The organism is Kitasatospora sp. NPDC032757 (assembly GCF_055579305.1).
On the sequence record NZ_JBVINN010000034.1, the window covers coordinates 7,361 to 20,156 of the forward strand.

The 12,796-nt window shown below is 73.3% G+C and carries 12 protein-coding genes; 5 read left to right on the top strand and 7 right to left on the bottom strand.

All coding sequences use genetic code 11. The annotated features are described in order from the left end of the window. Positions 1 to 138: 138 nt before the first annotated feature. Entirely contained in the window at positions 139 to 1,425 is a 1,287-nt protein-coding gene (locus ACZ5WK_RS29375) for a discoidin domain-containing protein (RefSeq protein ID WP_465551739.1), read from the bottom strand. Positions 1,426 to 1,733: 308 nt separating this feature from the next. Here ACZ5WK_RS29375 and ACZ5WK_RS29380 point away from each other — a divergent pair, with 308 nt between their 5' ends. Continuing rightward, the gene (locus ACZ5WK_RS29380) at positions 1,734 to 2,504 is read left to right on the top strand and encodes a GNAT family N-acetyltransferase (RefSeq protein WP_465551741.1); all 771 of its coding nucleotides are present in this window, start codon (positions 1,734 to 1,736) and stop codon (positions 2,502 to 2,504) included. Between the two features lie 84 nt (positions 2,505 to 2,588). Here the strand turns inward: ACZ5WK_RS29380 and ACZ5WK_RS29385 are convergent, their stop codons facing one another. The 4 genes from ACZ5WK_RS29385 to ACZ5WK_RS29400 form a co-directional block, all read right to left on the bottom strand. Next, the gene (locus ACZ5WK_RS29385; RefSeq protein ID WP_465551743.1) at positions 2,589 to 3,278 is read right to left on the bottom strand and encodes a hypothetical protein; all 690 of its coding nucleotides are present in this window, start codon (positions 3,276 to 3,278) and stop codon (positions 2,589 to 2,591) included. Positions 3,279 to 3,544: 266 nt separating this feature from the next. Next, complete coding sequence (locus ACZ5WK_RS29390) at positions 3,545 to 4,642, bottom strand: caspase, EACC1-associated type (RefSeq protein ID WP_465551745.1); 1,098 nt, start codon at positions 4,640 to 4,642, stop codon at positions 3,545 to 3,547. Between the two features lie 199 nt (positions 4,643 to 4,841). Then, complete coding sequence (locus tag ACZ5WK_RS29395) at positions 4,842 to 5,186, bottom strand: effector-associated constant component EACC1 (protein WP_465551747.1); 345 nt, start codon at positions 5,184 to 5,186, stop codon at positions 4,842 to 4,844. Between the two features lie 20 nt (positions 5,187 to 5,206). Beyond that, complete coding sequence (locus ACZ5WK_RS29400; RefSeq protein ID WP_465551749.1) at positions 5,207 to 6,604, bottom strand: tetratricopeptide repeat protein; 1,398 nt, start codon at positions 6,602 to 6,604, stop codon at positions 5,207 to 5,209. Between the two features lie 329 nt (positions 6,605 to 6,933). Here ACZ5WK_RS29400 and ACZ5WK_RS29405 point away from each other — a divergent pair, with 329 nt between their 5' ends. The 3 genes from ACZ5WK_RS29405 (at position 6,934) to ACZ5WK_RS29415 (ending at position 9,550) form a co-directional block, all read left to right on the top strand. Then, positions 6,934 to 7,518 (top strand): TetR/AcrR family transcriptional regulator, encoded by a 585-nt coding sequence (locus ACZ5WK_RS29405; protein WP_465551751.1) that lies wholly within the window; start codon positions 6,934 to 6,936, stop codon positions 7,516 to 7,518. Positions 7,519 to 7,601: 83 nt separating this feature from the next. Beyond that, complete coding sequence (locus ACZ5WK_RS29410) at positions 7,602 to 8,582, top strand: zinc-binding dehydrogenase (protein ID WP_465551753.1); 981 nt, start codon at positions 7,602 to 7,604, stop codon at positions 8,580 to 8,582. 110 nt (positions 8,583 to 8,692) lie between these two features. Further along, positions 8,693 to 9,550, top strand: coding sequence for an S-methyl-5'-thioadenosine phosphorylase (locus ACZ5WK_RS29415; protein WP_465551755.1), 858 nt, complete (start codon positions 8,693 to 8,695; stop codon positions 9,548 to 9,550). Here the strand turns inward: ACZ5WK_RS29415 and ACZ5WK_RS29420 are convergent. Both ACZ5WK_RS29420 and ACZ5WK_RS29425 read right to left on the bottom strand, forming a co-directional pair. After that, positions 9,516 to 9,947, bottom strand: a complete 432-nt coding sequence (locus ACZ5WK_RS29420; RefSeq protein ID WP_465551757.1) for a hypothetical protein — start codon at positions 9,945 to 9,947, stop codon at positions 9,516 to 9,518. The two genes, ACZ5WK_RS29415 and ACZ5WK_RS29420, sit on opposite strands and share 35 nt — an antisense overlap. After that, on the bottom strand, positions 9,944 to 11,122 hold the full coding sequence (locus tag ACZ5WK_RS29425; RefSeq protein WP_465551759.1) for a molybdopterin-dependent oxidoreductase: 1,179 nt from the start codon (positions 11,120 to 11,122) through the stop codon (positions 9,944 to 9,946). Before ACZ5WK_RS29425 ends, ACZ5WK_RS29420 begins: the two co-directional genes overlap by 4 nt. Before the next feature lie 113 nt (positions 11,123 to 11,235). Between ACZ5WK_RS29425 and ACZ5WK_RS29430 the strand changes: the two genes are divergently transcribed. Beyond that, the gene (locus ACZ5WK_RS29430) at positions 11,236 to 12,699 is read left to right on the top strand and encodes a hypothetical protein (RefSeq protein WP_465551761.1); all 1,464 of its coding nucleotides are present in this window, start codon (positions 11,236 to 11,238) and stop codon (positions 12,697 to 12,699) included. The last annotated feature ends 97 nt before the right edge of the window (positions 12,700 to 12,796 follow it).

Genomic DNA, 12,796 nt, shown 5'->3' on the forward strand with positions numbered 1-12,796 from the left:
TACCCTGCCGCGGCGGATGCGGTTAACAGGCCAACCCCCACAACCACCCCGCCCATCCCTCCCCCCCCCCCCCCCCCCCCCCCTCCCCCCCCCCCCCCCCCGCGTCCGGACGGCGGCCGGTGGTGGCCAGGTACATCATCAGTGGCAGCTGTACTTCGGGCTGGTGTCCTTGACCTGGCCGTCCGTGCCGACGTAGCTCCAGCCGTACCCGGAGTCGGTGAAGTCCAGCTTCAGCACGCCGTATTCACCGCTGATCCGCTTCTGGCTGTTCGGCTGGACCTGTTCGATCGGGTACGGCTCGGCGCCGCCCATCCCGCCGACGATCTCGACGATCCCGTCCGCGGTGGCCTTCCCGTCCGGGTCCTGCGGGGCGAACCGCTCGTAGTGGTGGTCGTGCCCGTTCAGCACCAGGTCGGCCCGGGCGCCGTAGAGGATCTTCCAGACCGGCCGGGAGACCGGGTCGTTGCCGTGCCCGCCCGAGGAGTACAGCGGGTGGTGCCAGTAGGCGGCGACGCACTTCTTCGCGTTGGCCGCCAGGTCGGCCTTCAGCCAGTCGATCTGGGCGCTCTGGTCGAAGGCGTTGGAGTCCAGCGCGACGAAGTGCCAGTTGCCCTCGTCGAAGCTGTACCAGCTCTTGCCCTGCGGGTAGGCGATGCTGCCGAAGTACGACTTGTACCCGGCGAGCGACCCGGCCGGGTCGTAGGTCTCGTGGTTCCCCGGTACCGGGTGGGTCTTCGCCTTGAACGCACCCCAGCTCTTGTCGTAGTAGTTCCGGAAGTCCGAAAGCCGGGCGTCGTCGTACTGGTTGTCACCCATCGTCAGGTAGAACTTCGGGTTGATCTGCTGGGCCAGCGCGGCGGTCTTCGGGTGCGCGCAGCCGCTGTCCGAGGCGGTGCACTGCGCGGCGATGTCGCCCGCCGCCACCACGGTGAACGCCCCGCCCGGCGGGGGCCCGTCGTCCAGCGCCCCGTACACCTCCATCTCGAACAGCGAGTACCCGTACGAGGTCCCGCGCGCCGTTCCGTACATCCGGACGTAGCGGCCCTTGCCGGCCAGCCCCGTCCAGTCGTCCGTCCCGCCGTTCCCGGCCTTCTCCTCCGCCAGCGTCGTCCAGGTCACCCCGTCCGCCGACACCTCCAACCGGTACGCCTTGGCGTACGCGGCCTCCCAGCCCAGCTTCACCCGTGAGACGTTGGCGTTCCCGCCGAGGTCCACCCGCAGCCACTGCGGGTCCTTCCCCTCCACGCTCGCCCACCGGGTGGTGGCGCTCCCGTCGAACGCCTTCCCCGCCGCGTACGACGAGCCTTCCGTGGACGACGCCGTCGCGGGTTTCCCCTGCGAGATCAGCGGATCGGCCGCCGCCCCCGCCCGCCCGGACCAGCCGAGCAACAGGCCGCCGAGCAACGCGAGCACAGCGGCGAACACACCGATACGGACAGGCCTTGCCGAGACACCAAGACGCATTCCTGGACTCCCTGACCTTGAGAAACGGCGAGAGCTGGACACCGGCGCACACCACACGAGCCCGCCGGTCAAGCGGCGACCGCACCACCGCAGCGGCCGGGTCAGAGCTCTCGCTGAGCGCGTCACACCCCGTTCGGTGCGGGTGCCGCGCCAAGCCGCCGGCCGACAGCCTAGTAGAAAGTAAAGTTTCCTATCAATGGTCGAACAGGACCGAACTTCGTCCGGAGTCCGACCCGCGGGCGCCGTCGCCAGGCTCTAGGCTGACGCTCATGTCGGGCTACGAACTGCAACGCATCAACGCCTTCCTCGCCGGGTTCGCGCGCAGGCAGGCCGAGCGAACGTCTGAACTCCCCTTCGGGTTCGCGGTTTTCGACGATCGGTTCGCCGGCTCGTGGTCGAACAACCAGGTCGTCGCCGACCGCGCCGGCGCGGACCCGGCAGTCGTACCGGGCCTGGTGGACGAGGCGATGGGCGAACGGCCGTTCCGCCTCGTCTCCGTCCTCGACGAAGGATTCGGGGACGCGTGCGCGGGGCCCTTCGAACGCGCCGGCTACCGGCACCGCACCTACCTGGTGATGCTTCACACCGGCCCGGCACCCGGCGCCGGCGGGCACGCGGCCGAGGACGTCGACCTGGAAGCGATCCGGGAGCCGCTCTCCGCGCGCTGGCGCACCCTGCTGCCGGAGGCCGGTGAGGAGGTGATCCGCACGCTGGTCGACCGCCGTGCGACGCGTCGACGCGGGGCCGACGGCGTGCGGCTGATCGGCTCGCGGGCGGAGAGCGGCGAGGTGGCCGCCTGGGCGGACCTCTACCTCGAACCTGCCCTCGGCATCGCCCAGGTCGAGGACCTGATGACCGCCGAGGCCCATCTGCGACGCGGCCACGCCGACGCCGTCCTCGCCACCGCGCTGCGCCGGGCGGTGGACGCGGGCTGCGGCACGCGCTTCCTGATCGCCGACGCCGACGACTGGCCTCGCCACTGGTACGAACGCCGGGGCTTCGCCGTCATCGGGCGCTCCCACGGCTTCGAGCGCACCTGACCGCTGCCCGGCTGCGGGCTGCCTGGCGGCCTGGCAGGGGTGCCGGGCGGTGGCGGGCATGCCGCCGGCAGGTCCGAGGACCGGTCAGGGACGGTCCTGGTCGGCGGGGTGGTGCTGTCCGGCAGGGTCGGGCCGGGAGGGCTGCGGGGTCGCGGTGGCGGGCATGACGCGGCAGGCGAAGACGATGTGGGCGGCGATGAGGAGCACGACGGGGAGGCCTCCGAGAAGCAGGAGGAAGGCCGGCGTGAGGTTGGCGAGCAGTGCGAGGGGGAGGCGGGCGTTCCGGCCGCGCGACGCCCAGGGGGCCACCATGAGCAGGGCGGCAAGGACCGGGGCACCGATGAACAGGGCTACGACGCCGGCGATCTGGAGGTACAGCCCCGGTGGGGAGTCGGGGAAGCCCGCGTCGGGGGAGGTGGTCCCGACGGCGAGGGCCGGCAGGGGGGCCAGCAGGACGATGGGCGTCAGGTAGTAGGCGAGGTAGTGGGCTGCGGCCTTTCCGGCCCAGCGCAGGGCCGTCCGGCCGTTGGTCGCCCAGGTGCGGGCACCGAGGGCGAAGGGGAGGAGCAGCAGCGGCGCGATGAACAGGAGCAGGAGCCCGAGGTCTCCGCCGGGGTACTCCTCGGCGAGTTCGAACAGCGCCAGGTAGGCGGCGGGCAGCGCGATGAGGGTCGAAACGGTGAAGGAGTGGCCGACCGCGCAGCACAGGCCGTGCCCGGCCGGTCGCCCGAGCGGCGGCCGTCCGCGCCTCGGGGCGGCGGTGCGGGCTGCCACGAAGGGACCTTCCAAGGCCACCCCGGTCAGCCTGCGTCCTTGCGTGACAGCGCTCGGCCCGATCTGCTGGAACGCTTGCACAGGGCTTCCCCCTCGGTAAAATTGAACGCGTTCAAAGTAGCCCCTGATGCCACGTCCGGTCAATTGACGATCACTCAACTGCCCTGCCGGCGGCGCAGGGCGGCATGCCGGGACCGGCGGGGAGCGCACGATGCCGTGGTGACGGCCCGGGAGGTGACGTCGTCGACGGTGTCGGAGACCGCCGGTCAGGCCCGGCCCTTCTGCCGTAGGAGCGTCCTGAGGTTCTCCTTCGCCTCGGCCAGTCCGGCATCGGCGGCCTTCCTGAACCACTGCTCGGCCTGGACGAGATCCCCGGTGTGCCAGGAGCGGACTCCCACGTCGTTCATGGCGGTCGGATCGCCGGACTCGGCGGCCCTCCGGCGCCAGATTCCCGCTTGGGACAGGGCTCCGCGCCGTTCGAGCAGGCGCGACAGCCGAAGCATCGCGTCGGGCCGCCCGGCCTCGGCGGCCCTGCGGTACTGGTGCTCCGCCTCGGCGGTCGAGCCGACCCGCTCCAGCCGCTCCCCCTCCTTGACCAGTGCCTCCGGGTCGGGGGAGTGGGTGTACAGCCGGTTCCGGACCAGGGCGAGCTTGCCGGCCGTGCGGGTGTTGCGCTGCTCGGGGCGCGGGTGCCCCTGACTGGGCAGCACCCTGGCGAGATGCTCGTGGATGGCCAGCAGGGTGAGGAACTCCGCCGCCTCCGTCGACCCGTGCCGCAGGAGGCGCAGCAGTTCACCGGTGTAGGCCGTGTGCTTCGCGTCGGAGGGCGCGACGGAGGGCCGGTTCGCCGGTGAGGAGGCCAGGGTGCACGTCCCGGCCGCCTCCAGCTGGCCGGCCACCACCGAGGTGGCGGAGGCCATCGTGTCGATGGCCATCCCTGAGAAGCAGCAGTCCAGGATCAGGACCCGGTTCGCCGCCCGGGCGGTGGCCAGCGTGCGGCGCAGCAGGCTGAAGGGCAGCCCCGTCCAGGCGATCAGCGCGGGGTCGCTGGAGGTCCCGGGCAGCGACAGGTACAGCTCCCCGTCCGGGCCGACCAGGCCGTGGCCGGTGTAGTAGACCAGCAGGAGGTCCTCCGCCTGCGCGGCCGCGGTCACCAACCGGGTGCCGATCACGGCGAGATCGGCCAGGTCGGGCTCCGCCACACAGTGCTCGGACCGGAGGGCCGTGCCCCACGGGCTTGTGAGCACCTCGGCGAGGTCGGCGATGTTGTTGCGCACGGCGGGCAGGTCGGGCAGGTCGGGGTCGGCGTACCGGCTGGAGCCCAGCAGCAGGGCCCTGGAGCGCGGCGGGTCCGGCAGGCGCATTCACCGCTCCGGGGCGCGCCGCGGGACGGCATCCGTGCCTGCGCGGCGCGCCCCTGGGGCGACGTGGGTCGGGAGAACGAGGCGGGTCACGGGAGTTCGGCGGGTCGGGCGATCCCGGCGGGTCGGGCGAGCGCCGCGGGTCGCGTGAGGTCCGCGGGTCCGTCGCGTCCGGCCTGCCGGTCGCGTCCGGCCGGCCCGGTCACTGCTCCAAGGCATGCCGCAGCACGGCTTCCACGTCCAGTTCCGGAGCGTCCCGCACGGAGATCCTGACACTCCGTCCGTCGGGCCCGGTCACCTCGATGTCCGCGGACGGACGGCGGTGCCTGATCCACACCGCCACCGAGGCGGCCAGCACGGTGCCGGCTCCCTGCGCCCCGAGGGCGACGATCAGGATGTCGGCGAGCCCTCCCATCTGCTCGGGAAGCGTCTCGGGCTTCTCGATCGCGGTCTGTCCGCGGAGTTCGTCCTCCCGCGACAGCCAGTCCGCCAGCTCGATCAGCTCCGCGGGGCCCTTCTCTCCGGTCAGCCGGATCCGTGCCTGCATCGTGCTCCCCTTCTCGGTTCTCATCCCCAACGCCGCGCGTCCGTCACGGCCTTCAGATCGATCAGCGCGTTGGCGTATCCGGCATCGATCGCCAGCCGACACCACTGCTCCGCCTGGGCCGTCTCGCCGAGCTCGGCCAGCAGCAGCCCGAGCATCGCCATCGCCGACGCGTTGCCCGCGGCGGCGCTCCTGCGCAGCCACAGTTCCGCCGCCTCCAGGTCCCGCTGGTCCCACCGCAGCCGCCCCACCTGGAACATGCCGAACTCGCTGCCCGCCTCGGCGGACCGCAGGTACCACCGCTCCGCCTCGGCCAGGTCCTCGCGCTCCTCCGCGTGCGCACCCATCCTGTACATGGCCAGGGTGTCCCCGGTGTCCGCCGCCCTCCGGCACCACTGCTCCGCCTCGGCCGCCGCGCCGCGCCGTTCCAGCACGGAGGCCAGCCGAAGCATCGTCTTCTGGATCCCGGCGCTCACGGCCTCCCGGTACCACCGCTCCGCCTCGGCGAAGTCCTGCCGCTTCTCCAGCAGCCTCCCCAGCAGGTCCATCGCCATCGGCGCCCCCGCCTCGGCCGCCGACCGGTACCAGGGCTCGGCCCCGGCCGCGTCCCCGCGCTCCTCCAGCAGGGTGGCCAGCATCATCATGGACCGGATGTGTCCGGCCTCCGCCGCCTGGCGGTGCCACTGCTCGGCCCCGGCCAGGTCACCCTGCTGCTCCAGCAGTCCGGCCAGGCTGAAGACCGCGGGGAGGTGCCCGACACCGGCGGCCCAGCGCAGCAGCCCCTCCGCCTCGGCCGGTTCGCCGCGCTCCGTCAGCAGGGACGCCAGCAGGGTCAGCAGCTCGGCCACGAGCTCGACCGCCTCGTCCTGCGGGGCGTCGCCCGCCTGCGACACGATCGTGGCGGCGCTCCGCACCAGCTCCTCCGCCTCGTCCAGGTCACCGCGCTGCATCGCCAGACGTGCGAGATCCCTCAGCGCGTTTCCCCGCACCACGGAGTAGCCCGTGGTGTCGGCCGCCTTGCGCAGCCACTCCCGCGCCGCGTCCAGGCGGCTCTCCTGCACCAGCAGGCACCCGATCTTCCACATCGCGTAGGCGTCGCCGTGCTCCACCGCCCGGTGGTACCAGTTCTGCGCGCCCGCGAGATCGCCGCGCTGCTCGAGGAGGTAGCCCATTGCTCCCATCGCGTTCACGTGCCCCGCTTCCGCGGCCTTGCGCATCCACTCCTCGGCCGCCGCGGGCTCTCCCCGGTCCCGCAGCAGCTGGCCCAGCCGCGCCATCCCGTCGAGATCCCCGCCGGACGCGGCCCGCCGGTACCACCCCTCGGCCTGAGCGGAATCCCCGCGCTGCTCCAGCAGCCAGCCCAGCCGGATCATCGCCTTCGGATCGCCGCCCTCGGCGGCCTCACGGTACTGCTCCTCCACCTGACCCCCTGTCGGTGTGCGGATGATGCGCGCCGGCCGTGGGCCGGGCGCCCGCCGGGCCCGTGGCTACGTCTCGGAGCCGGCACCTCCCATGCTGCCCGCAGGCGGACATGATCATCCGACTGTTTGTGCCGTATCCACCGGACCACCGCATCCGCGCGTGGTGGCCGTCGGTTCCCGCAGCCGGCGTGCCGGCCGGCGTGGCACCGCTCGACGGCGGGCCTGAGCCCCACGCGCCGACCCCGCCCCACCCGGCCGGCGGGCCGGACGGCGTCGTCCGCGAATCCGGCGACCTTGTTCTTGAATGGTCGCTCATGTATGTTCCTTCCATGCCCAGACCGCGTGAGTTCGACCCCGACACCGTCCTGAACCAGGCGATGCTGCGGTTCTGGGAGCGGGGGTACCGGGCCACCTCGATCGAGGACCTGGTGAAGGCCACGGGCGTCAAGCCCGGAAGCATCTACAGTGCGTTCCCCGGCGGCAAGCGCGCGCTCTTCGTGAAGTCGCTGGAGCGTTACTCGAAGCTGGTCGTCCCGCAGAAGCTCGGGGAGCTGGAGGCGCCGGGGGCGTCGGTGGCGGAGGTCCGCGGCTACTTCGACGGGCTGGTGCGCGACCTGCTCAGCCCCGAGGGGCGCCAGGGCTGCCTCCTGGTCAACACCGCGATCGAGAAGGCCGCCGAGGACGACGAGGCGGCGGCGGTCGTGCGCGGCCACCTGGCGCGCCTGGAGCGGTGCATGACCCGCGCCCTGGAGAACGCGGTCCGCCGCGGCGAGGTGCGGGACTCCCTCGATGCGGGCGGCAGCGCCAAGCTGCTGGTCGCGACCTGTCAGGGGCTCATGGTCGTCGGCAAGGCGAATCCGGACGAGACGGTCCTGCGGGCGATCGTCGACAACGCCTTCGCCGTGCTCGCCTGACCGTACGACTTTCGGGCCACCGCGCGCGGTGGCCCTTTCGTCGGCCCAATAGTTGAATGACTACTCAAGAACGAGGTTCGGACATGAAGGCCATCGTCATATCCGCTCACGGCGGCCCCGAGGTGCTGACCGTCACCGACCTGCCCGACCCGGTGCCCGCCGCCGGCGAGGTCCTCGTCAGGGTCAAGGCGTTCGGCCTCAACCACGCCGAGGCGTACATGCGCAGCGGCGCCTGGGGTCAGGTCGCCGCCGTCCCCGGAATCGAGTGCGCCGGCCTCGTCGAGGCCGACCCCTCGGGCCGGCTCCCCGCCGGGACGAAGGTGGTGGCGATCCTGGGAGGCATGGGCCGCACCCGCAACGGCAGCTATGCGGAACTGGTGACCGTCCCTTCGGCCAACGTCGTGGCCGTGAACGCGCGGCTGCCCTGGGCCGACCTGGCCGCGGTGCCCGAGGTGTACGCCACGGCGTACAGCGCCCTGCACGGCAACCTCGCCCTGCGGCCGGGCGAGACACTGCTGATCCGCGGTGCGACCTCCTCCCTCGGGCAGGCCGCCGTCAACCTCGCCGTCCAGCACGGCGCGAGCGTGCTCGCCACGACCCGCCACCCGGCGCACGTGCCCCTGCTGAAGGAACTCGGGGCCTCCGACGTGCTCATCGACGACGGCCACCTGGCGGCGGAGGTCGGCCGGCGGGGCGTCGTCGTCGACGCGCTGCTCGACATCGTCGGCAACACGGTGCTGCGTGACTCGCTGGCCGCGGTCGGGCCGCGCGGACGGGTCTGCCAGGTCGGCTTCCTCGGCGGATTCGCCCCGGTGGCGGACTTCGACCCGATCGCCGATCTGCCCAGCGGCGTCCAGCTCAGCTTCTTCGGCAGCGCCTTCGTCCTGGGAACCCCTGCCTTCCCCCTCGCGGAGGTTCCGTTGGACGCGATCTACGCCCGGGTCGAGGCCGGCGCCCTGCGGGCCCGCCCCACCCGGATCTTCCGCTTCGGCGAGATCGTCGAAGCCCACCGGGTGATGGAGGCCGGCCGGGCACTGGGAAAGATGGTCGTCGTCCTCGACTGACGACGGTGCGCTCCCGGGCGCCGTTCGTGATTCGTAAGGCCGTACCGCGCCGGCTCCCGCTGCGGCGGCTCCTACAGTGGCGGCACAGTCAGGCGAGAAAGGTGTGTGAAGTGACGGGCAATCAGTTCCTGCTTCCCCGGGCCGATGTAGGTGTGATCGGCGGGTCCGGGCTCTACGAGCTGCTGGACGACGTGGCCGAGGTGCGGGTGGAGACCCCGTACGGCGAGCCGAGCGACGCGCTGTTCGTGGGGGAGGTGGCCGGCCGCCGGGTGGCGTTCCTGCCCCGGCACGGGCGCGGCCACCGGCTGCCGCCGCACCGGATCAACTACCGCGCCAACGTCTGGGCGCTGCGTTCGCTCGGCGTGCGTCAGGTGCTCGGGCCCTGCGCGGTCGGCGGGCTGCGGCCCGCGTACGGGCCCGGGACGCTGCTGGTGCCCGACCAGTTCGTCGACCGGACCTCCGGACGCGTCCAGACCTTCTACGACGGACTGCCGTTGCCGGACGGTTCGGTGCCCGGGGTGGTCCACGTGTCGATGGCGGATCCGTACTGCCCGCAGGGGCGCCGGGCCGTGCTCGCGGCAGCCGCGGGCGCCGCCTGGGACCCGGTGGACGGCGGGACCCTGGTGGTGATCGAGGGGCCTCGGTTCTCCACCCGTGCGGAGTCACGGTGGTTCACCTCCAACGGGTGGTCGGTGGTCGGCATGACCGGCCACCCCGAGGCCGTCCTGGCTCGTGAACTCGGCCTGTGCTACACCTCGATCGCCCTGGTCACCGACCTCGACGCCGGCGTGGAGACCGGCGAGGGAGTGACCCACGCGGAGGTGCTCGCGGAATTCGGGCGCAACGTGGAGCGGCTGCGCACGGTGCTGTTCAAGGCGATCGGGCGGCTTCCCGCCGACCGCGCCTGCCCGTGCGGGCACGCGCTGGACGGCCTCACGACCGGTCTTCCCGGCGTTCCGGGCGACTGACCGGCCGGGGTCGGCGCCACCGCCGCACGAGCCCGACCAGGACGGCGAGTGCGGCGGTGGCAGCCAGGACGGACAGCCAGTTGCGCAGGTAGGGCAACGGCAGCAGGGAGGGGTTGCCGTGATCGTCGCCGGCACGCAGAACGGCGGGCAGGCCGACGGCGGTCACGGCTGCGACCACGATCAGCCAGCCGCGCAGGACCGGCCCTCGGGCCAGGCGGGCGCCGACGAGGCAGAGCAGCGGCAGCCAGACGCCGTCGTGCAGGACCAGCGCCCCGACCCCCCAGGTGAGGATCTGTGCCGGGGCGGTGATGTAGGAGTCGGTCAGCAGGCCGTACAGGCCGAAGGCGATCAGCGCGAGACCGGAGGCGAGGGTGGTGCCTCGGAGCCAGGCCGTCATCGGGCCACCTCGATCCGGGCGACCCACTTGGTCTGGAGCACGCCTGGGCGGTTCGGCGCGATGATGCGCGCCGGGAACCCGTGATCGGCGTCCAGCGTCTCGCCGTTGACCCTCAGGGCCAGCAGGGTGAGCGGGTCGTCGGCGTACTGCGCGGGCATCTCCATGACCCGGTACGGGCCGGCCGCCTCCAACGAGGTGATCCGTGCGGCGGACCCGGCGGGCGCACCGGCCCGGGCCAGCAGGTCGGCGACCCGGACGCCGCCCCAACGGGCGCTCGCGCTCCACCCCTCCACGCAGGAGATCGGCAGGACCGCCTCGTGCTGGGGGAGTTGGGCCAGCTCGTCGAGCGTGAGCTCGTACGGCCGGGGCCCGTCCACCCGGAGAACCCAGGTGTCGGGAACGGTGACGGTTCCGGCCTGGGCGGCGGTGCGGTTGACCGGGAGACCCTGGGGGCCGAGGTCGGGGCGTCGTGGCGACAGCAGGTTCAGCGGGCGCAGCCAGGGCACGGTCTGTCCGGCGGTGGTGAGTGTGACCGCGCCGACCGCCGCGGCGACCGACGTCAGGAGCGCACGCCGCCCGGGAACGGGGGCTTGCGGGCGTCGCCAGTTCCCGGCGATGAGCGGCAACTTGGCGGCGATGTGGACCAGCAGGCCTCCGGTGGCCAGCCAGCCGAGCCAGAAGTGGGTCTGCCGGAACGGGAACGGCCACGGGTACCACTGGAGGGTGTTCAGCAGGCCGGTGAACAGCTCCAGCAGCACGGCGGCCACCAGGACGGCGACACCCAGCCGCTCCAGCGCGTGCGGCACGCTCCGCGCCGGAGGCCACGCGAACAACCGGGGGTAGACCGTCCAGAGTTTGGCCCCGGTCAGGGGGATGGCGGCAAGGCCGCTGATGACGTGCAGTCCCTGGGTGACGCGGTAGCCGTTCACCGGACGCGCGGGCAGCAGGCCGGACAGCCCGCCCGGCGGGTCCTGGAGCAGATGGCTGGCGAGACCGGTCAGGAAGCAGACCAGGAGTGCGGCGCCCAGCCACCGGCCGAGGACGACGGCGGTGCGCGGCTCGTGCACCGCCGAGGAGAAGGCGTCGTCACGGAACGGACCGCGGCGCAGGACCGCGGGTGGGGGCGGGATCGCGGGACGGAGGCGGCGCCGGGCGCCGGAGTGCTTGGATTCCACGCCCTCATCGAAGCGTTACCGGGCCCTCGTCGGGTGGTGCGACGTGCTTACGGAATCCGAACGGCGGCCCGCCGGAGCCGTCCGCCCGGCGGGGCCGGTGGCAGGGTGGGCGCGTGGCCACACGTACCCTGCTGCCCTGCACGCTCGCTCTCTCCGCGCTGGTGGTGGCTCTGGCCATGACCGTGACCGGCGGTGGCACGCTCGCCGACCGGAGCCCGCTGTGGGGCTGGTACGCACTCGACGCCGGACTGTTCGCGGCGGCGCTGGTGCTCCTGCGGCGGGTGCCCGGCCGCCGGGTGGCGCCGCTGGTGCTGGCCGGGAGCGTGGCCGTCGCCGCGGTCGGGCTGCTGGCCCCGCCGCGTACCAGCGACGACGCCTACCGGTACGTGTGGGACGGACGGGTGCAGGCGGCCGGCATCTCGCCGTACGCGCACGCCCCGGACGATCCGGCGCTCGTCCGGTTGCGCGACGAGGCCCTGTTCCCGGCGACGGACGGCTGTACGGGGTGGGACGAGCGGCGGACGGCGTCCGGCGACTGCACCCGGATCAACCGGCCCGCCGTGCACACCATCTACCCCCCGGTCGCGCAGGTGTGGTTCCTCGCCGTGCACCCCTTCGGGGGCGGGGTGCGGGGGGTGCAGGCCGGGGGTGCGCTGCTGGCGGTCGCGACCACGGGTGTGCTGCTGGCGATCGGGCGGGGGAGCCGGCGGGCGGCCCTGTGGGGTTGGTGTCCCGGCGTCACCGTGTGGGCGGTCAACGACGCGCACATCGACACCCTCGGGGCTCTGTTGGCGGCCGCCGGGCTCGGCTGTGCGGCCCGTCTGCACGTGGCCCACCGTCGTGCCGGAGCCGGAGCCGGAGCCAGGGCCAGGGCCAGGGCCGGAACGGGAGTGGGGGCGGGAGCCGCGGGCGTGCTGCTGGGCGCGTCGGTCGCCACCAAGCTGCTGCCGGCCCTCGCCCTGCCCGGAGCCCTGTCCGGGGCGCTCTCCCGCCGTCCGACCAGGAGCGACCTCGCCGTCCTCGGCGCGGCTCTCGGGGCGTTCGCGGCGGCGTATGCGCCCCATGTGGCCGTGTCCGGCCCGGCCGTCCTGGGATACCTGCCCGGATACCTGCGGGAGGAGGGCTACGAGCAGGGGCACCTCGACCGGTTCGGGCTGCTGCGGCTCGTGGTTCCGGACGGCTGGGCGCCATGGGCGGCGGGACTGGTGGCGGCGGCGGTGGTGCTGTGGGTGCTGCGGCGCGGTGACCCCCGCCGCCCGTGGCGGGGCGCGCTGCTCGTGACCGGGACGGCGCTGCTGCTCGTCGCGCCGGCCTACCCCTGGTACGGCCTGCTGGTGGTGGCCCTGGTCGCACTCGACGGTGCCTGGGAGTGGCTGGCGGTTCCCGCCGCCGGGCAGGTGCTCTACCTGGTCGGCGGTGAGGTGGCGCAGCAGGTCGCCTACGGGGCGGCCCTGGCCTGCGTCCTCCTGGTGCCGGTGCTGCGCGGGCTCGCGCGGTTCCCGCAGGGCGGGACGGCGCCGTGGTCCACGCGTGACGCGCCCGGCGCGGAACGGCCAGTGGTGCGCGGACGGAGATGACGAAAGCCTGACGGCTCGGCGCCGGATCTGGTCGCGGCACCGGTGCGACTGGTCGAATCGGAGGCGTGGACAGAACAGCGAAGCATTCCGGGGGCAC